This is a genomic window from Lysinibacillus fusiformis, from assembly GCF_003049525.1.
GTDB lineage: Bacteria > Bacillota > Bacilli > Bacillales_A > Planococcaceae > Lysinibacillus > Lysinibacillus fusiformis.
On record NZ_PYWL01000001.1, the window covers coordinates 827,083 to 846,263 of the forward strand.

At 37.8% G+C, this 19,181-nt stretch carries 17 protein-coding genes, 1 riboswitch and 1 other annotated feature; of the genes, 5 read left to right on the forward strand and 12 right to left on the reverse strand.

Features of this window, described 5'->3' with window-relative positions:
* The first annotated feature begins 5 nt into the window (after window positions 1–5).
* Complete coding sequence (bshB2, locus tag C9J29_RS03925; RefSeq protein WP_008176035.1) at window positions 6–695, forward strand: bacillithiol biosynthesis deacetylase BshB2; 690 nt, start codon at window positions 6–8, stop codon at window positions 693–695.
* 47 nt (window positions 696–742) lie between these two features.
* Here the strand turns inward: bshB2 and C9J29_RS03930 are convergent, their stop codons facing one another.
* Complete coding sequence (locus C9J29_RS03930; protein WP_107921649.1) at window positions 743–1,486, reverse strand: TerC family protein; 744 nt, start codon at window positions 1,484–1,486, stop codon at window positions 743–745.
* Between the two features lie 348 nt (window positions 1,487–1,834).
* On the opposite strand from C9J29_RS03930, the gene ilvA reads away from it, so the two are divergent.
* Complete coding sequence (ilvA, locus tag C9J29_RS03935; protein ID WP_043990070.1) at window positions 1,835–3,097, forward strand: threonine ammonia-lyase IlvA; 1,263 nt, start codon at window positions 1,835–1,837, stop codon at window positions 3,095–3,097.
* Window positions 3,098–3,316: 219 nt separating this feature from the next.
* Here the strand turns inward: ilvA and C9J29_RS03940 are convergent, their stop codons facing one another.
* From C9J29_RS03940 to C9J29_RS03950, 3 genes are all read right to left on the reverse strand, one after another.
* The gene (locus C9J29_RS03940; protein ID WP_008176041.1) at window positions 3,317–4,111 is read right to left on the reverse strand and encodes an ABC transporter ATP-binding protein; all 795 of its coding nucleotides are present in this window, start codon (window positions 4,109–4,111) and stop codon (window positions 3,317–3,319) included.
* The gene (locus tag C9J29_RS03945; RefSeq protein ID WP_008176042.1) at window positions 4,104–5,132 is read right to left on the reverse strand and encodes an ABC transporter permease; all 1,029 of its coding nucleotides are present in this window, start codon (window positions 5,130–5,132) and stop codon (window positions 4,104–4,106) included. The genes C9J29_RS03940 and C9J29_RS03945 overlap by 8 nt, the downstream gene beginning before the upstream one ends.
* Window positions 5,133–5,213: 81 nt before the next feature.
* Window positions 5,214–6,236: an ABC transporter substrate-binding protein gene (locus C9J29_RS03950; RefSeq protein WP_164908777.1), complete on the reverse strand. Its 1,023-nt coding sequence runs from the start codon at window positions 6,234–6,236 to the stop codon at window positions 5,214–5,216.
* Between the two features lie 320 nt (window positions 6,237–6,556).
* Window positions 6,557–6,601, forward strand: a riboswitch (PreQ1 riboswitch).
* 6 nt (window positions 6,602–6,607) lie between these two features.
* On the opposite strand from C9J29_RS03950, the gene C9J29_RS03955 reads away from it, so the two are divergent.
* Together C9J29_RS03955 and trpB are read left to right on the forward strand one after the other, a co-directional pair.
* Window positions 6,608–7,093 carry a QueT transporter family protein gene (locus C9J29_RS03955; protein WP_008176048.1) on the forward strand — a complete coding sequence of 162 codons (486 nt, stop codon included), beginning with the start codon at window positions 6,608–6,610 and terminating at the stop codon, window positions 7,091–7,093.
* 66 nt (window positions 7,094–7,159) lie between these two features.
* Window positions 7,160–7,360 (forward strand) — a binding site (T-box leader).
* A 59-nt stretch (window positions 7,361–7,419) separates the two neighbouring features.
* Complete coding sequence (gene trpB / locus C9J29_RS03965) at window positions 7,420–8,583, forward strand: tryptophan synthase subunit beta (protein ID WP_008176051.1); 1,164 nt, start codon at window positions 7,420–7,422, stop codon at window positions 8,581–8,583.
* A 144-nt stretch (window positions 8,584–8,727) separates the two neighbouring features.
* On the opposite strand, the gene C9J29_RS03970 is transcribed toward trpB, so the two are convergent.
* Together C9J29_RS03970 and C9J29_RS03975 are read right to left on the reverse strand one after the other, a co-directional pair.
* The gene (locus C9J29_RS03970) at window positions 8,728–9,681 is read right to left on the reverse strand and encodes an L-threonine 3-dehydrogenase (protein WP_008176053.1); all 954 of its coding nucleotides are present in this window, start codon (window positions 9,679–9,681) and stop codon (window positions 8,728–8,730) included.
* A 348-nt stretch (window positions 9,682–10,029) separates the two neighbouring features.
* Window positions 10,030–11,700: a HAMP domain-containing methyl-accepting chemotaxis protein gene (locus C9J29_RS03975; RefSeq protein WP_090002477.1), complete on the reverse strand. Its 1,671-nt coding sequence runs from the start codon at window positions 11,698–11,700 to the stop codon at window positions 10,030–10,032.
* A gap of 235 nt (window positions 11,701–11,935) precedes the next feature.
* Between C9J29_RS03975 and C9J29_RS03980 the strand changes: the two genes are divergently transcribed.
* Window positions 11,936–13,111, forward strand: a complete 1,176-nt coding sequence (locus C9J29_RS03980) for an FtsW/RodA/SpoVE family cell cycle protein (RefSeq protein WP_237068737.1) — start codon at window positions 11,936–11,938, stop codon at window positions 13,109–13,111.
* A 27-nt stretch (window positions 13,112–13,138) separates the two neighbouring features.
* On the opposite strand, the gene C9J29_RS03985 is transcribed toward C9J29_RS03980, so the two are convergent.
* Genes C9J29_RS03985 through C9J29_RS04010 form a run of 6 tightly spaced genes read right to left on the reverse strand, consistent with a single transcriptional unit; the run spans window position 13,139 to window position 19,168 of the window.
* Window positions 13,139–14,137: an N-acetylglucosamine kinase gene (locus tag C9J29_RS03985; RefSeq protein WP_090002473.1), complete on the reverse strand. Its 999-nt coding sequence runs from the start codon at window positions 14,135–14,137 to the stop codon at window positions 13,139–13,141.
* A 12-nt stretch (window positions 14,138–14,149) separates the two neighbouring features.
* The gene (locus tag C9J29_RS03990; RefSeq protein WP_008176060.1) at window positions 14,150–15,151 is read right to left on the reverse strand and encodes an asparaginase; all 1,002 of its coding nucleotides are present in this window, start codon (window positions 15,149–15,151) and stop codon (window positions 14,150–14,152) included.
* 18 nt (window positions 15,152–15,169) lie between these two features.
* Window positions 15,170–16,321 (reverse strand): ROK family transcriptional regulator, encoded by a 1,152-nt coding sequence (locus C9J29_RS03995; RefSeq protein WP_090002471.1) that lies wholly within the window; start codon window positions 16,319–16,321, stop codon window positions 15,170–15,172.
* Window positions 16,322–16,335: 14 nt separating this feature from the next.
* Window positions 16,336–17,217, reverse strand: a complete 882-nt coding sequence (locus C9J29_RS04000) for a sugar phosphate isomerase/epimerase family protein (protein ID WP_008176063.1) — start codon at window positions 17,215–17,217, stop codon at window positions 16,336–16,338.
* Between the two features lies 1 nt (window position 17,218).
* Window positions 17,219–18,277: a Gfo/Idh/MocA family protein gene (locus C9J29_RS04005; protein WP_008176065.1), complete on the reverse strand. Its 1,059-nt coding sequence runs from the start codon at window positions 18,275–18,277 to the stop codon at window positions 17,219–17,221.
* Window positions 18,278–18,289: 12 nt separating this feature from the next.
* On the reverse strand, window positions 18,290–19,168 hold the full coding sequence (locus tag C9J29_RS04010) for a sugar phosphate isomerase/epimerase family protein (protein WP_008176066.1): 879 nt from the start codon (window positions 19,166–19,168) through the stop codon (window positions 18,290–18,292).
* Window positions 19,169–19,181 lie beyond the last annotated feature (13 nt).

The following is a 19,181-nucleotide window of genomic DNA, read 5'->3' on the forward strand; positions in this document are numbered from 1 at the left end:
ACTCTTTGAATTTACAACCACAACGTCATATTTTAATTGTGTACCCTCACCCAGATGATGAGGCTTTTTCAGTAGCTGGCACGACTGCCTACTATACAAAAAAAATGAATACACCTGTTACATATGCCTGCTTAACATTAGGTGAAATGGGCCGTAATTTAGGTAATCCCCCGTTTGCTACACGCGAATCGTTACCAGAAATACGTCGTAAAGAATTAATTGCAGCCGCAGAAGCAATGGGTATTCAAGATTTACGTATGATGGGTCTTCGTGATAAAACAATCGAATTTGAAGACGATGAGAAGATGGTAAAGCTGGTAGAAGGTTTAATTGAAGAGCTAATGCCTTCATTAATTATTACGTTCTTACCTGGTTTTGCGGTACATCCAGACCATGAAGCAACCGCGCGTGCTGTCGTTGAGGCTGTACGTCGTATGCCTAAGGCTGCACGTCCGCAAGTATTTGGCTGTGCCTTCGCAAACGATACTATTGAAAAAAATGGTGAGCCTCATGTGGTCTATGATATTCGCGAAATGCGAATGGATAAATTACAAGCATTACAGGCACACGCATCACAAACTGGTTGGATGATGCAAGAAACAGAAAAACGCATTGATGATGGAGAACCGATGAGCGAAAGCTGGCTAAATGTTGAAAGATTCTACATTGTTGATCCTGATAAATATGTAAAATAAATAAAAGGTTCTGTCCTCTCATGATTGGAGAACAGAGCCTCTTTTAATTAGGTAGATTTTACTTTATTTAGTTTATGCACGATAAACGTGATCGAAAAGGCAATCAATAAAAACAGGAAGAAAAAATAATGAGGTATATGAATATGAACAACACTTACTAACATTTTTAACCCTATAACCCCAATAATGATGAAAGCAGTCGCTTCTAGCTCAGGAATTTTTTCGATCATAATTAAAAATACACCCGCTATTGTCCTCATCATTAGGATTCCTAACATACCTCCAATTAGAAGCACCCATACTTGATCTGAAATAGCAAAGGCGGCAAATATTGAATCAATGGAAAAAGCAATATCCATCAGCTCTACGGAAATAACCGTTGCCCAAAAGGTCCCAAAGAAACGAACCATCAATCCTGATTTTTTTACCACCTTCACACTATCCTCATTTCCAAGTTGAAGGAAATGAGCGATACAGAGCCATCCTAAATACAACGCACCTAACACTTTAATAAACCAAAACTCTACAAGATAAACTCCTATTCCAATAAATAAAAATCTGAAAAAATAAGCTCCTAGCATCCCATACATTAAAGCTCGTTTTCGTTGCTTATCTGGCAAATGTTTGACAAGTACTGCTAATACAAGTGCATTATCTGCTGACAACAATCCTTCTATAATAATTAATGAAAATATTAGTCCCCAGGATACAGGATCCACTAATACTTCCTGCCACATTGCCCAATCGAAAAACTGGCTATATGTAGATAGAATTCCTTGAATGATTTCCACTGCTTACCCTCCCACTTGTCCTAAGCTAATCTAGTATATGCTTGACCCATTTTGATATGAAAGTTGTATTTTTTTGATCAATCGTGCCTCCGTATAATCGCGTCTAGACCTCTAAAAAAACGATTTCCTTTACACCTAATTCGGTAGAGGAAATGGTCCATAAAAGTCGGACTTACCTATGTTTACCGCTTCATTTTCCATACAAAAAGTAAGGTAAATAAAGATAAAACGCTTACATTATAAAATAGACACGGAAAATTTAGAATTTACTAAAAATTAAGTCCAAAAAGCACAAAAAGTATGCTATCATAGGTAAATGTTTTAAACGTAAAACGGAGGATGAATACTATGGAAGTTGCTGATACTAGAACCGTGCAAGTGGAGAATGTCCTCATTGCACACCATTTTTTAAAAGACGTAGTTGTGCATACACCTCTACAAAGAAACGACTATTTATCAGAAAAATATGGCGCAAATATTTATTTTAAACGTGAGGATTTACAACATGTACGCTCATTCAAGCTTCGTGGCGCCTATTATAAAATCAAAAAAATCGAGGATGAAGCGCGCAATGTTGGCGTTGTTTGTGCCAGCGCAGGCAACCACGCACAAGGTGTAGCTTATGCCTGTGCCCAATTAAAAATCCAAGCTAGCATTTTTATGCCTCAAACTACACCGAAGCAAAAAATAGACCAAGTGCGTATGTTTGGTCGTGAGTATGTGGAGATTATTTTAGCGGGTGACACGTTCGATGACTCTGCTGAAAGTGCACTAAGTTTCTGTGAAGAACAAGGGAAAATCTTCATTCACCCATTTGATGATTTCGATGTTATTGCTGGGCAAGGAACTGTGGCGGTAGAAATCATGAATGATATGGAAGAGCCAATCGACTACGTATTTGGCAGTATCGGTGGTGGTGGCTTAATGTCTGGTGTTTCTGCCTATATTAAAAACCTTTCCCCATCTAGCAAAATTATTGGTGTAGAGCCTGCAGGTGCTGGCAGTATGAAGGCTGCTTTTGCTGAAGGTGGCACAGTTGCTCTTGATTGGATTGACAAATTCGTCGATGGAGCTGCCGTAAAGTGTGTCGGTCATCATACTTATGATGTTTGTCGCCGTTATTTAGACGACATTATTCTTGTACCTGAGGGAAAAGTATGTACAACCATTTTAGATTTGTACAATAAACATGCGATTATTGCTGAGCCTGCTGGTGCATTGTCAGTTGCAGCTCTTGATTTTTATAAAGAAGAAATCAAAGGAAAGTCTGTTGTCGTTATCATCAGTGGTGGGAATAACGATATTGGACGTATGCAGGAAATTAAAGAAAAGTCTCTTATTCATGAAGGCTTACTTTACTACTTCATTGTCAGCTTCCCCCAACGGGCAGGTGCTCTTCGTCAATTCCTAACTAGCGTACTAGGACCTAATGATGATATTACAACCTTTGAATATACTAAGAAAAACAATAAAGAAAGCGGTCCTGCTCTAGTCGGCATCGAGCTTGGTGATCGATCAGATTACGAGGGGTTACTAGCGAGAATGAACGAATTTGGCTTCAAATACAAAGAAGTTAACAATGATATTCAGCTATTTGGCCTACTCGTGTAAATGAAAGAGTCTCACTTTTATCAAGTGAGGCTTTTTCTATGTTTAAATATTTGAGAGTCACCTCAACAGCATCTTTCTCAACCATTTATATAGATGAACGGAGCGAGGGAGGCAGCTCGACCCTCACATCATTGTAAATGAAAAAACTATAGGCAAACCCAAATGTCATTGAGTTTGCCTATAGTCTGACACTCATATGAATGTATGAACGATATACCTTTATCCTAATAAAGCACGGTCCGAATTCATTTTCTCACCACGAATGCGTTCAAATTCAGCCATTAAATCAGGTATCGTTAATTCATGCTTACGATCTTCCCCAACTTCTAAAATAATTTGACCTTTATCCATCATAATTAGGCGATTCCCTAAATCTAAAGCTTGTTGCATATTATGTGTAACCATCAATGTCGTTAACTGATCTTTTTCTACTAAATACTTTGTAATACGGGTGATCAATTCAGCACGTGATGGATCAAGCGCAGCCGTATGCTCATCTAACAATAATATAGATGGTTTTGTAAAAGTGGCCATTAACAGAGACAAAGCTTGACGTTCCCCTCCGGAAAGTAAGCCAACCTTTGCAGAAAGTCGGTTTTCTAAATTTAATCCAAGCATCTCTAACGATTCAATAAAAAACTCACGACGTTTTTTGTCTACACCTCTTCGCAATCCTCTACTCTTATTACGGGAATAGGCTAGTGCTAAATTCTCCTCAATCGTCATAGCAGGTGCTGTCCCCGCCATTGGATCCTGGAAAACACGACCTATAAATTGCGAGCGCTTATACTCAGGCAAATGAGTAACATTGTTACCATCAATCGAAACCGTGCCGAAATCTGGTGTTAGGGCGCCAGAAATCATATTCATCATCGTTGATTTACCTGCCCCATTACTCCCAATAATAGTAACAAAATCACCAGGCTTTAAATGTAGGTTAATTTCTGCTAGAGCGATCTTTTCATCCGGTGTCCCTTCATTGAACACCTTATTTATACCGTGTAATTTAAGCAAGACCTTTTCCTCCTTGCTCTACTTGTTTGATTTGCGTAAGTTCAGCAGCCCGTTTAGCCTTACGTTTACGTTCCTTACGTTTGTTAATAAATTGAGGCAAGATCAACGCCAAAATGACAATGATAGCTGTAATTAATTTCATATCTCCTGAATCCAGGAAGTCTACACGTAAAGCTAAAGCTAAAATAATACGATAAATAATAGCTCCAGCGATGACTGCAAAAGTGGTACGAATAATGGTCTTTGTACCAAAAATAGCTTCCCCGATAATGACAGATGCAAGCCCGATCACAATCATACCAATTCCCATACTTACATCAGCAAACTTCGAATATTGTGCGATTAAAGCTCCAGAAAATGCGACAAGTGCGTTGGAAAGTCCTAGCCCTAAAATAATGAGTGTATCTGTATTGGCTGAGAAGCTGCGAATCATTCGTTTATTATCACCAGTAGCCCGAATAGCAAGCCCAACCTCTGTTTTTAAGAACCAATCTGCCACTAATTTTATTAAAATTGTAATAATTACAATGACAATTAGTACACTCCAAGTACCTGGTACTTGCTGAATCCCCATACCTTTTAATAGGCTGTTGAGAGCATCATCTATCCCTAAATTACTCCAAAACGCTTGAAACTTTGAAAATATCGTTTCAGAGTTTAGTAATGGAATATTTGGACGACCTATCGTATTTTCTGCAGTTAACCCCATGATCCGTAGGTTAATCGAATATAAGGCAATCATCATTAAAATCCCTGATAATAGTGGGTTTATCTTCCCTTTTGTGTGAAGGATTCCTGTCATACATCCAGCAATAAATCCAGCAACAATTGCCACTAAAGTCGCTAAGATTGGGTGGTAGCCAAGCAAAACCATCGTTGCTGCTGTCGCCGCCCCTGTTACAAAGCTTCCATCAACCGTTAAATCCGGAAAATCTAACACCCGAAATGTTAAATACACACCAAGTGCCATAATTGCATAGATGATTCCTTGCTCCACTGCGCCAAATAATGCTAAAAACATCGTTGAATCATCTCCTAAATCTCTTTATTATTCTACTGCTGGTAAATGAAGATAAAGCGGGGATGGTTCCCCCGCTTCAAGTTATTTTTCTAGAAGTTCTGCACCCCAAGAATCTTTAATTTCAATCCCTAAATCATCTGCTACTTTTTTATTAATTAATAGCTTTAGATTTTGTGGATATTGCGCTGGCGTTTCAGCAGGTGTTGCTTCACCTTTTAAAATTTTCACTGCCATTTGCCCAGCCTCATACCCAATGTCGGAATATTCAAAACCATACGCAGCTAAACCGCCTCGCGCCACAGAGTCAAGCTCCCCTACTATTAAAGGCAATTTATTGGCATTTGCTACATCGATGACAGACTCTAAAGCAGAGACTACTGTATTGTCCGTAATAATATAGAGTGCATCGACTTTACCGATTAAAGATTCAGTTGCTTGTTTTACCTCTGCAGAAGTTGCAGCTGAAGCCTCTTTAACCTCAAGACCTTGCTCAGCCATTACTTTTTTTACTTCCTTCACCTGTGCTACAGAGTTTTGCTCACCAGCGTTGTAGACCATACCAATGTTTTTAGCACCTAGCTCTTTTAAAAATGCAACCGTTTTAGAAATCGTTTCAGGATGTAAATCGATAGTACCTGTAACATTTTTCCCTGGCTTCTCCATCGATTCTATGAGCTGAGCACCTACAGCATCTGTTACAGAAGTAAAGATAATTGGAATATCACTTGTTGCTGTTGCCGCGGCCTGTGCAGAAGGTGTAGAGTTAGCAAATATTAAATCTACGTTTGCACTTACTAGATTGTTAGCAATCGTTGTGTTAAGACTATTATCGCCTTGTGCGATTTGTGGATCATACTCAACTTTTAAACCTGCATCTTCAATCGCCTTTTTAAAGCCTTCCGTCGCTGCATTTAAAGAAGGGTGCTCTACAATTTGCGTAATTCCGATTTTATATGTTTTATCATCTGTGTTCCCGCTGTCACTTGCGTTATTCGTTTCGTTCCCTTTTGATTCTGTTGAACTAGTCCCACCACTACCACAAGCAGCAAGTAGTAATACTAATCCAAAGAGTAGGAATGAAAGCTTTTTGACATTGCTCTTCACCATTAATCCCCCCGATTAAGTTCTCGAATATCTACCACACTTTATCCAAACAAAGTGTGAATGTATCGCTATATTATCGTTATTATTGAGCTCCGTCAACAACATTATGAATGTTCTGACTTTTATATTTCACAAAAAAATTTAGCATTTCATTTAATTTGGCGCTTTAAACCGCTAAACTACGCTATTTACGTTATTGGATTCCTTTTTAAAAAATAGTAAAAAATATTTATGACAATTTTGCGAATTTAGTCATATTGACAAAAGTCTGACATTTGACTTCTGCTAGATATGTATAATAAAATATTGACTTGTGTGAAAGCACCGTGGTTCGTAACCATCCCACGAAAAAAAACTAAGGAGAAATGAATATGAAAATAAAATTTTTAGCAGCAAGTGGTATTATTGCAGCTCTTTACATTGCTGTGACGATGCTTGTTGCACCATTTGGTTTTACAGAGGTGCAGTTCCGTGTATCTGAAATTTTCAACCATTTAGTGGCCTTTAATCCACGCTTTGCCGTTGGTATCATAATAGGGGTATTTATTTCTAATATCTTTTCACCACTCGGTATCTACGACTTAGTATTTGGTGTTGGACATTCTATGATTACATTGGGTTTGTTCATTTTGATTTGTAAATTTGTTAAACATATTTGGGCACGTTTAATCATCAATACATTTTTATTTACATGCACAATGTTTATAATCGCCTTTGAATTGAATTTAGCCCTAGAGCTACCATTCTTTTGGACTTGGCTCACGGTGGCGGCAGGTGAATTCGTTGTCTTAGCGGTTGGTGCACCTATTATGTATATACTCAATAAACGCCTTCACTTTAAAGAGATGATTGAATAGACGAGTCTTACGAGATTCGTCTTTTTTTCTTGACAATATTCTGAAAACATTCTACAATTCTTTCTAATAAATGCGAAGAAGAAGAATAGTAGCAAGCATCGTTACTTAAAGAGAGCTGGTGGTCGGTGTAAACCAGTAGTACATACTTGTGAATGGACTTCAGAGCAGCCTTAATCCAATGTAAGGCCGATTTGCTCCCCGTTATCGGAGTTAGAAAGCGCGCATCAATTGCGAATAAAGGTGGCACCACGGTTACTCGTCCTTTTTACAGAGGATTGGAGTGGCTTTTTTTTATGAAAAAATGAGCGTAGAGGAGTCGAGGAAAGATGAGTACAGTAGCAGAGAATAAAGGATATTTCGGAGAATTTGGTGGAAGCTTCGTTCCAGAGGAGCTTCAGCATGTATTAACTATTTTGGATGAAAACTTCCAAAAATTCAAAGAGGATGCAGACTTTAATACAGAATTGAATTATTATTTCCATGAATATGTCGGTCGCAAATCCCCCCTTTATTTTGCAGAAAATTTAACAAAGCAATTGGCTGGCGCAAAAATTTATTTAAAGCGTGAGGATCTTAACCATACGGGCTCACATAAAATCAATAATGTATTGGGTCAAATTTTATTAGCAAAACGTATGGGAGCAAATCGCGTTATTGCTGAAACTGGTGCAGGTCAACACGGTGTGGCAACCGCTACTGCCTGTGCCATGTTCGGGATGGATTGTACTATTTATATGGGGTTAGAGGATACTAAACGTCAGGCATTAAATGTATTTCGAATGGAGCTTCTTGGAGCAAAGGTAGTAGCTGTTGATAAGGGGCAAGGACGTTTAAAGGATGCCGTTGATGAAGCATTCGCTGATTTGGTGGCAAACTACGAAACGACATTTTATTTATTGGGCTCTGCTGTTGGGCCGCACCCATTCCCCTCAATGGTTAAACATTTCCAATCAGTTATTAGCCGCGAAAGCCGCGAACAAATTTTGGAGAAAGAAGGAAAACTACCAACCGCTGTCCTAGCCTGTGTTGGCGGTGGAAGTAATGCTATAGGGGCATTCGCAGAGTTTATTGCTGATAAAAATGTTCGTCTTATCGGAATAGAGCCAGATCAAGCTGCTACACTTAACGAAGGAACGCCTGGAGAACTACACGGCTTCAAATGCTTAGTGCTACAGGACGCAGAGGGAAACCCTCTACCAACATACTCGATTGCCGCAGGGTTAGATTACCCAGGTGCGGGACCTGAGCACAGTCACTTAAAAACAATTGGTCGTGCAGAGTATGTTACCGTGACAAATGAAGAAGTCCTAGAGGCATTTCAGGTGCTCTCGAAGGTAGAAGGTATTATTCCTGCACTCGAAAGCTCTCATGCAGTTGCCCATGCACTAAAACTAGCGCCTACTCTTACAACTGATGAAATTATTATTATTAATATCTCAGGTCGTGGCGATAAGGACGTTGAGCAAGTTTTTCATATGTTAAATAAATAATTTAAACCTGAAAGAGCGATTTCCTAAACTGGAAATCGCTCTTCAACTTACACTAATGATGTAATGTCTGCTGAAGAATATATATCCCCCATTTATTTCATAAAAAAACGGATGAAGTCTATCACATCATCCGTTCAGTCGCTATTATGAAATCGCTCTTTTATGCAGTTTAATTTTTAGCTTTTCTAACATATCTACCGTCATTTTTGACAAATCGTACTCTGCTTTAAAGCCCCACTCTTTTTGTGCCGCTTCAATATTTATTGAGTTTGGCCAGCTATCTGCTATTGCCTGACGAACTGGGTCAACCTGATAGTTCATTGTAAAGTTCGGTAAATGTTTTTTTATTTCAGCTGCAATTTGCGATGGTTCAAAACTCATTGCTGTTATATTAAAAGCATTACGGTGAACAAGCTTACTACCATCGGCTTCCATTAAATCAACAATTGCCTGTAAAGCATCTGGCATGTACATCATATCCATATACGTACCTTCTTGAATATAAGATGTATACTTACCTTGTTCAATCGCTTCGTAGAAAATCTCTACCGCATAATCAGTTGTACCACCACCAGGAGGTGTTACATAAGAAATTAAACCTGGGAAACGGACACCACGTGTATCTACTCCAAAACGGCTGAAGTAATAATCACATAATAATTCGCCAGCCACTTTATTAACACCATACATAGTTGTCGGGCGTTGCAATGTATCCTGAGGTGTGTCTTCCTTCGGTGTAGATGGTCCGAATGCCCCTATTGAGCTTGGTGTGAAGAATTGCATATTTAACTCTCGTGAAACTTCCAAAGCATTCATTAATCCACCCATATTTAAATTCCAAGCCAACAAAGGATTTCTTTCAGCTGTAGCTGATAATAGTGCTGCTAAATGCATCATTGTATCAGCACCAAAGTCCTTTGCTAAATCATGCATTCTTTGTCCATCTGTAACGTCCAATATCTCAAACGGGCCCTCAGTATGGTCAAGCTTTCTAATGTCAGTAGCAAGTATATTGTCCTCTCCATAAATACTACGAAGTTTTTCTACAAGCTCAGAACCAATTTGACCAAGTGCTCCGGTAACCATAATTTTTTTCATTTCTCAAAACCTCCACATGTGAACAATTGTACTTACCGAAAGTACAAAAATATATTAATAAACATTGATTTAATAACACTTTCAATGAAATTCATTATAATGTGTTCGTTTTGAAAATACAACAATTATATTAAAAATATTCATAAAAGAAACATACTATCCCTTACTTCTCAGTATATGAACATTTTAAATTATTGTGCTACAAAAATATATCAAATACATTTGTACACTCGCAGAGGACATATATTGAAACTCCCATCCAACAAGTTATTAGAGCAAATAAAAAAGAATCCCCTTTGCTAACTTTGCAAAGAAGATTCTATAGCCATTAAAATATGAAGGACTAAATTATATTGAAAAACGTTTAACGGCTATTTGTAGCACTTTCGATACCTTTCGTAATTCTTTAATATAATTGTGGAATTGTTGCTGTGCTGTTAATTGATCGGCTGTTAATGCAGCAACATGCTTCGTCGATACAGTATTCGTATCAGATAACGATGTCAGCATAACCGCATCCTCACTAACCGTTTTTGTATGATTGGCAATTTCTTGGACTGTAGAAGAGACTTCCATAATATAAGGCTTGATTGTATGTACTTTTTCTAAAATCTGATCAAAACTAGAGGCCGTTTGTCCTGTTACAGCAACTCCTTTTTCGGTTGCCATAAGCACACCCTCCATCATCTGTACTGCATAGCTTGAATCTAGATGAATGTTTTGTACAATGGACGTAATAGTTTGCGTTGAATGAACAGTTTGCTCTGCAAGCTTGCGTACCTCGTTCGCTACTACCGCAAATCCCTTGCCATGCTCGCCCGCTCTTGCCGCTTCAATCGATGCATTTAACGCTAATAGATTTGTTTGTGCTGTTATTTTTTCAATGACCTCAATCATTTGATCGATTGATGATGCTCGTTCGACTAAATTAAAGATGGCTGTATTGGATTTCTCTACAGCTTGCTTAATTGTCTGCATTTGTGCTAAATTGGCTTGCACAATTTCAGTTCCGCTTTCCGCATCTCGAGCTGTTTTATGAGCGAAGTTTTCTACAATTTGAATTTTTTCTAATATAACTTGTACATCATTTAAAACTTCTTCTAAAGATGATGTATTGGAAGCCAATTTATCAGTAGACGCTGCCGTTGAATCTGAAATAGACTGTACATCTTTTGCTATTTTCAATGTCGTTGTTGAAGATTCCTCCGAGGACTCCTGCAATTTCCCGGTCATTTCCTCCACTTCGTAGGCACTGTCCGTAACTGTATGGAGCAAACGTTTCACTTCTGTGACCATTTGATTGTAAGATAGCACTACCTCACCAAGCTCATCATGGGCCACATAACTTGCATTGGCAGTGAAATCACCCTGTTCAGCCTGTTTTAATAATGATTTTAATTGCCGTGTAGGGACATTGACCGCTTTTGTTGCTATAAATCCTATAATAATAACTAGCATCACAACTGTTAAACACACACCACCAAGCAACCAATAACCAAATTGAACATCTTCTTGATAGGACTGTTGTTGGTCTTTTGCTCGTTGAATAAGATAGTTTTGTGTTTCTTCTAATAATGTATGAATTTCCTGACTTAATGGTAGAAACGTCTGCGAATAAAATTTCTCTTGTTCACTTTGGGTCAATTGCTGGTAGCCCTCAATCAATTCTCTCTGCTTCCCTAGTAAGGACTTATACTTATTAATTTGATGACTCATTTTTTTATCAATTTCTTGGCTTTTTAAATGGTCTAACGGCTTATCCACGTCTTTTAAAATGGAAGACATTCCTGTATAATTGCCATCAGAATCGACGATAAAATCTAACTGACGTTGCGATTCTTCCAGCTCATTTAGCCACCCAATTGGAACAAGACCCTGTTTGTAACTCTCACTTGCATGCCACGACATTTTCCTTAAATAATCCACACTAAATACACCTAGCAATACATTCGATAATACACAAACAATCATAAGTACAAGTAACTTGTCCTTCACCTTTATGAAACGAAAAAAATGCATGATCTCTGGCTCCTCCTCCAACTCTTACCAATAATGATAGTATGAAGATATAAAGCCAGTGTTATGTTTTTGTAAAGATTAGACGAAGAATTAAGAAATTATGCCCATTCACCAGCCCCAAATAGGTAATTTACCGCACAAATTGATTCATACCATCATCCCTTATTTACATCATACAAATAGTTGCAACCTTCCACACATTACCAGCGTTTATAGTAGTAACTATAGAAAGAAGGTGTTACATTTGTCGCAGCTTAAGAAATTGGATGGAAGTTTAGTTGTGAGCCTCTTTTTACTTGGAGGTTTTAGCTGCCTTTTTGTCCATTCTAGCAGTGTCAATTTCGGACAATATGCCAGTTCCTTCATTGTTAAGCAATTTATCTTTTATCTTATTGGATTTATAATCATGTTTGGGATTTCTTTACTTGATATTGAACAATTAAAAAAGATTGGATGGCCATTTTATGGATTAGCGGTAGCGTTAACTGCTGGACTCATAGTAGCACCAGAGAGTATTGCACGGACGATAAACGAGGCTAAATCTTGGTATCAAATACCCTTTCTAGGTTCTCTTCAGCCATCGGAGTTTTTAAAATTTGCCTTTTTAATTGTTGTGAGTAAAATCATTATCTCTCATCAAGAGAAAAATGCACGTCCTTCCTATCTAGCTGATTTATGGCTTTTTGTGAAAATTGGACTTATTGTCCTTCCCCCTTCGCTCCTTGTTTATAAACAACCCGACACAGGCATGGTTATGTTATACATGGCAATGATTCTACCCATGTTATTTTTTTCAGGCATACATAGGAAATTACTGATTGTATTTACGGCCATACCTCTAGTTTTAATCAGTACAGTTGTAGTACTTTATGTCAGATTTAATGATTTTTTTACAGAAAAAATTTTAGGTGCCCTATCAGGACATCAAGTATCTCGTATTTATGGGTGGCTACAGCCTTATGATTACATAGATTCTTCGTTTCAGGTTCGCCAAGGCTTTTTAGCCATCGGGTCGGGGGAATTTTTCGGGAAGGGCTATCTGAATAATAATGTTTATGTGCCAGAGAAGCATACTGATTTTATTTTTTCTGCAATTGCCGAGGAATTAGGGTTTGCTGGCGGGGCATTTGTCATTGCTTTACTGTTTTTTGTCATCTACAGAATTGTTCTTATTTCTGTTGAAGCAAAAGACCCTTTTATGACATTAATGGGCGCAGGGATATCAAGCTTATTAGCCTTCCAAATTACTCAAAATATTGGCATGACACTTGGACTTTTACCAGTCACTGGAGTTACTTTACCTTTCTTAAGCTATGGGGGTAGTTCACTATTGTCAAATTTCATGCTAATGGGAATTGTCATGATTATTCATAAATCCTATAAGGGGTATATGTTTAAAAGAGGAGATTAACTAAATGCAAGTAGAGAAGGATATTCTCTACTTGCTGGGGGATTCATCTTCATTTAAAAACTCATGAATACTCTCATTATATTGATCTATAAATATTTCAGCTTCCTTACTAGGTAATTTTAATGCGGCTAACGCGGCACCACCTACCGGTAAGCTGGAAGCACCCATAAAGTCATATTGATTGCTATACTTTTTATCCAGCACAGCTAGTTTTTCAATAAATAATGGCAATTCCTTAAAAACTCCACCTGCTAACACGACTTTTACACGTTCAGCGAAGAATGGATTTTTTTTGTAACAAGCATCGATACTTTGATAAAAAATATGGCACACTTCATCTATAATAGTATTTGCTACTATATCTCCACGTTTTGTGCACTCTATCGCTACTTTACTTAACGGAGCAATTATATCTCGTGGATGCCCTTCACCATATACAATTTCAATGATTTGTGGCACAGATTGCACTTGAAAATAGGCTAATACAGCGCCCGTTAATATCGTTTCTGGACCTCTTTTATCAAATTCTTTAAAAATCGCCTTTAATGTTCGAATACCTATATCATAGCCACTGCCCTCATCATCAAATATATAACCCCATCCTGCTGTCCGCTCAATTCTTCCAGTTGAATCTATACTTAATGTAATCGCACCTGTACCCGATATTTGAACAATGCCAGGTTGACCTAATGTCCCTGCATACAGTGCATTCAATCCATCATTTGATAAAGTTAATTGACAGCCCTTTGGTAAAAGCGACGTTAATAATGTCTGTGTAATGTCCTCATTATTATTTTCTGTCACACCAGAAAGTCCTGCATGGCATTTTGTTAGTTGATGAAAATGGAGAGGTTGTTGACTCTTCAATTGATTTATAAGTTCTGTTATCGTCTGCGTAAATTGCTCGATGTTCATGGATGTAGGGTTACTTTTACCCGTTTTTGCGAGGGCTATTACTTGCCCACTGAATGTAGAGATGGTAGCAATTGTCTTCGTTCCACCACCGTCAATTGCCAAAACATACAAGTGCCTTCACCTCTATACGATTTTAATTGTGGAAACGATTTCGCCTACCTCATGCCCTGCGTCATTTCGCACAAAGGAAGGCGATAATGCTTTTATTCGCTCAATTGTTTCAACATTTGAATACTGAATTTGTTCTAACACAGAAGCAATTACATTTGGCCATGGACTTTCTGAGCCATTCATAATTTTCAGGGCAAAGCTTACCCCTTCGTTTCGTAGAGCAAAACAATATACACCCTGAGCTCCACCCTTTGCTACAATATTAGGATCTTTTAATAATGCTGTACAAATAAAATTTTCAGCTGCGATAATTTGATTTTCTTGATTCATAACTGTCGTAAGCTTTTTTACCGCCTCACGAACTTGATCATCATCAATCAATTCTGGCCGTGCTAGCTTTAAATAGGCTATCGCCATATTTTTTAGTGGAATCGCAAAAACAGGTGCGCCACAACCGTCTATTCCTGTGCGAATTTTTCCCTCATCATAGTCACTTAAATAAGCAATGTATTTTTTTATCATTTGCTGTAATGGATGATCTGGATGACAATACTGTTGAAAATTATAGCCATTCGCCAGACAAGCAGTTAAAAATCCTAAATGCTTACCTGCGCAATTATGAAGTAGCTTCCTTTTTTGGAATCCTTGTTGAATATAGAGTGTTTTTGGTTCTTCGTTAAGCGGATATGACGCTGCACAAATTAGATCATTTTCACCAACAGGAATTTTCTCCAGCAAAGAGGTCAATGCCTCTTGATGGTATATTTCACCTCTTTGCGATGCCAAAAATAATGCACTTTCCGTTGAAGTTATCTCATACTTTTCTATAAAATCAGTCATGAAAATTGGAATGGCTTGAAATGGTTTTGCTGCAGAACGAAAATACACAGGCTCATAATCTTGACCAACTGAAACGAATTCTTCCTTCGCTAGATTCACAGCACTCATTTGTCCATAATGCACATTTTCCATTAATCCTGAACGGTACTCTTTCAAAAATTCTGAGTAAGCCACGAATCAACCAACCTTTCTTTAAACAGACAGCAGTTGCTTTTGTGCCTGTAATGCTGCTCCTTTGACCACGCCCTCTTTTAATTGGTTTGAAAACTGTAAAACAAAATGAGGTTGTAGTTCTTTCCATATATATTGTTTGCATTTTTCACTAAGAAGTTTTTGAAATGTTACATTGTGCTCAATAATTTCACCGCTAACAATAACGGCTTCCGGTTCATATAAACACACCAAATTATTGATAGCAATGGCTAGATATGTAGCTACATCTTGTTGAATGTCCACTGCCCATTGTTCGCCTCGATCCACACACTGTAAAACCTCTTCTATTGATTGAATATTTAGATTTTTAGGCGTTCTATTGAGTAAGGTCATTTCTGAAATATACATCGACAAGCACCCTCGTTTTCCACAGTGACACATTTCACCAAAGGGATTAATCGTTATATGACTTATTTCTCCCGCTTTGTTTTGAATGCCACGATACACTTCTCCGTTTAGTAATATCGATGCTCCGACGCCCGTTCCCATCCCTACTAAAATACAATTTGAATAAAGAGGCGTATAGATATCACCAATTTCTGCAATGATTTGCATTTTCAATTCATTATCTACGATGACTTCACAATCAAAAACACCATTTAGGTCCTCTCCTATACGGCAGTTTTCCCACTTTAATTGCTCAGAAGAAACTATAATCCCTTCTTCGTTATTAATGACACCTGGTACCCCTATTCCAATGCCTAATAATTTCTCCTGAGCAATCTGATATTCTGACATAATAGTCGCTATGGAGCTTTTTAATAGATGGATTGCTTCCTCATAACGATGCTTTATGCTGCATTTGATTTCCTGAAAAGCGATCAGTTTTCCTAAAAAATCTAATATACCAAGTCGAATTGTAAAGCAATCTATCTCGATCCCTATAGTATATAAAGCATCTTCACGCATATGAATTAATGTTGGCCGTCTACCAATGGCAGTTTCCTCTGAAACCCCTTCAAGTATAAAGCCTTCCGCTTCTAGCTCCTGCACAATACGAGTAATAGTCGTAGGACTCATTTTTGTATACTTTGATAATTGAATTCTTGAAATCGGTGCCATCTGCCTAATTGCGTCAAGCACAATATACTTATTTTGTCTTCTCATTTGTACTTGATCTTGCTTTTTCAAATTAGATTCATCCCCTATTTAAACATTTCTATGAATTGTACAGCCTCTCTGATGTCTTTTTCGGGATTTGATCTCACTTCTCGTTCAATAGTTAAATAGCCATTGTATCCGATTTCTTGTAAAGCTGAAAAATAAAGCTCGAAATTGACATCTCCCTGACCTAGTGGAAGCTCTCTAAAGAAATCCCCATTTTCCACCATTTCTTCTATCTTATCATGAGATGTTCCAGAATCGTATCCTAAGTACCCATACACGTCTTTTGGATTCGTTTGCTGTAATTGAATGCCATCCTTCACATGTGTATGTACAATATAATTTCTTAAAAGCTTCACTCCCGCCACAGGATCATCCTTGGTTACCATTACCATATTGGCAGGATCAAAATTAACTGATACACCATCCGTGGATAGTTTATCTAAAAATTTCTTTAATGTTTGACTCGTCTCTGGTCCTGTTTCAATTGCAAAATAAGCATCTAGTGATGTAGCAAATTGCCCTAATTCTTCACATGCTTCTAGCATAGTTTGATAGATTGGATCATTCTCATCTTCAGGAATGATCCCAATATGAGTCGTAACAATCGATGTACCAAGATCTTTTGCCAATTGCATAATATCCTTCGATTTTTTTATTTTCCATTCATTTTCATGTTTATCTTGAAAGCCATGTCCTCCCAAATCTCCACATAATGCTGAAATTTCGAGCCCTAAATCTACAATATATTGCTTCAATTCAGCTCTTTGTATAGCATTTAAATGGTCCGGAACTAGCTCACCTGAAACTGCGTACATTTGAACACCTTGTGCACCGACCTCTTTCGCTTTTAGCAATCCCTCACGAATAGGCAATCTAAAGCTGTCTACAATCACACCAATTCTATTGTTCAATTTCACCATTTTAATATACGACTTCCTTTCCTTGTCTTGCAGAAATATAAATCCCCTCTAAAATCTTCATAATTTCTACCCCATCCTCAACAGGTGCCACTGAATCATATTGGTGAAGACAGCAATCAACAAACGTATTGATTTCATTCTGAAAGGCTGTTACAAAATCAAAGGATAGATCATTAATTTGAGGATGAATATTTAAAATGGTATTATGCTCCTCGCTGACAATTTTCAGCTCAGGCTCTAGCTCTGCTCCCCCATTTGTGCCATATAACTTAATGCTCATTTCATCTTTTATAGCATGTAGCGTATAGGAAACATCCACCATTAATGAAGCCCCGTTCTCAAATGTTATAAGGGCGTTCGCTAAGTCCTCAACTGTATTTTTAGTAGCATCATAGTCTGCCGCTTTATAAAAAGATAAATGTTCAATATGATTTCTATTTCCTAATTGATTATAGGTGTGACCTGTTACACGCTTCACTTTCGGCCTCCCCATTAAGTACCAGCATATATCAATAACATGGACCCCTAAATCTATTAATGGGCCACCACCAGATTTATCGATTTCTGCAAACCAACCTCCTGGATTACCTAATCTTCTTAAGCAAGAAGCTTTCGCATAATAAATATCCCCTAATTTATTATCATCTATGAACTGTTTCAGCACCTTTGTGTTCGTTGCAAAACGTCTTACATAGCCGACCTGAAATACTTTACGATGTTTTCCGGCAACCTTTTGGATGTTTAATGCCTCCGCATAAGTCATAGATAAGGGTTTTTCAATAAGTACATGTAAATCATTTTCTAAAGCGAGAATGGCTAGCTCTGCATGTGTATTATTCCATGTACAAATACTGACAGCTTCTACATTTTTATCTGCAAATAATGCCTCTTTAGAAGAGAAAACATGAGTGGCTCCAAATTGAGCAGCTTTTGCTTTCCCCCTCTCAATAGAAGTATCATACACACCATATAACTCAACTGATGGATTTTTCATATAAGAGCCTAAATGATAATCCGAAATAGAGCCTGTTCCGATTACACAAACTTTTAATTTGTCCATGTTCTTCCCTCCTTAAAGCTTACATTCATCCCATAAACGACGAACATTATCCATTCCTATTTTTGAACCAACCTGACAATCCTCCATACCTTCAAACTCCACTGTAATATAACCATCGTATCCATAGCCTTTGACAAGCTTTATAATTTCTCGAATATTAATATCACCATGTCCGACAATTGCTCCTCGGATGTAATTGTTATGAACTGTACGGAACCATTCGCCATCACCGGGATTTTCAAAATAAGGGCGAATATAAAAATCTTTAAAATGCACGGTAGCGGCATAGGATATATTTTTCATAACACCAATAAGAGGCTCTTCATCTATACATAAAAAATTCCCGATATCTAATGTAGTTTTAAAATTGTCTCTGTTAACGGCTTGAATTAATTGTTGTACACGATCACTTGTTTGAACATTAAAGCCATGATTTTCAATAGTTGTGGTGATATTGAATTGTTTCGCATAATCTGCAAGCAATTGACAGCCCCTTACCATTTCATCAAAATGTTCATTGTAATAATGGATGGTTGTTTGCTCCTTTGGTAAAGTAAAAAGTGTAACGTCATGGCGCATAATTTTGATACCCATACGATGTACAACATCTACGTGTTTCTTTAAGCGCTCCACTTCTTCAAAAAAGGCTTCCTCAGTCTCATGAATAAAGTTTGCGGGTAATGAGTAGGCAGATAACTCCAATCCTAGCTCAGCCGCTTTCTCTTTTATTTGAGTGGCGAGCTCATCATTATCTACTACTGTGAATTCATAGGGCACTAACTCTACATGCTGACCACCATTGTCCGCTACCCATTGCAAAACATCCAGAACACTCATTTCCCCCTGCTTCATTTTTTTGACCATACTGTATGTGCTTAAGCCTACTTTCATTTAAAACATCTCT

Coding starts and splice junctions, on each gene's coding strand:
- ilvA (WP_043990070.1), top strand. CDS start 1,835: ATGGAAGTTGCTGATACTAGAACCGTGCAAGTGGAGAATGTCCTCATT.
- C9J29_RS03945 (WP_008176042.1), bottom strand. CDS start 5,132: ATGTTTTTAGCATTATTTGGCGCAGTGGAGCAAGGAATCATCTATGCA.
- C9J29_RS03955 (WP_008176048.1), top strand. CDS start 6,608: ATGAAAATAAAATTTTTAGCAGCAAGTGGTATTATTGCAGCTCTTTAC.
- trpB (WP_008176051.1), top strand. CDS start 7,420: ATGAGTACAGTAGCAGAGAATAAAGGATATTTCGGAGAATTTGGTGGA.
- C9J29_RS03970 (WP_008176053.1), bottom strand. CDS start 9,681: ATGAAAAAAATTATGGTTACCGGAGCACTTGGTCAAATTGGTTCTGAG.
- C9J29_RS03975 (WP_090002477.1), bottom strand. CDS start 11,700: ATGCATTTTTTTCGTTTCATAAAGGTGAAGGACAAGTTACTTGTACTT.
- C9J29_RS04000 (WP_008176063.1), bottom strand. CDS start 17,217: ATGGTGAAATTGAACAATAGAATTGGTGTGATTGTAGACAGCTTTAGA.
- C9J29_RS04005 (WP_008176065.1), bottom strand. CDS start 18,277: ATGGACAAATTAAAAGTTTGTGTAATCGGAACAGGCTCTATTTCGGAT.
- C9J29_RS04010 (WP_008176066.1), bottom strand. CDS start 19,168: ATGAAAGTAGGCTTAAGCACATACAGTATGGTCAAAAAAATGAAGCAG.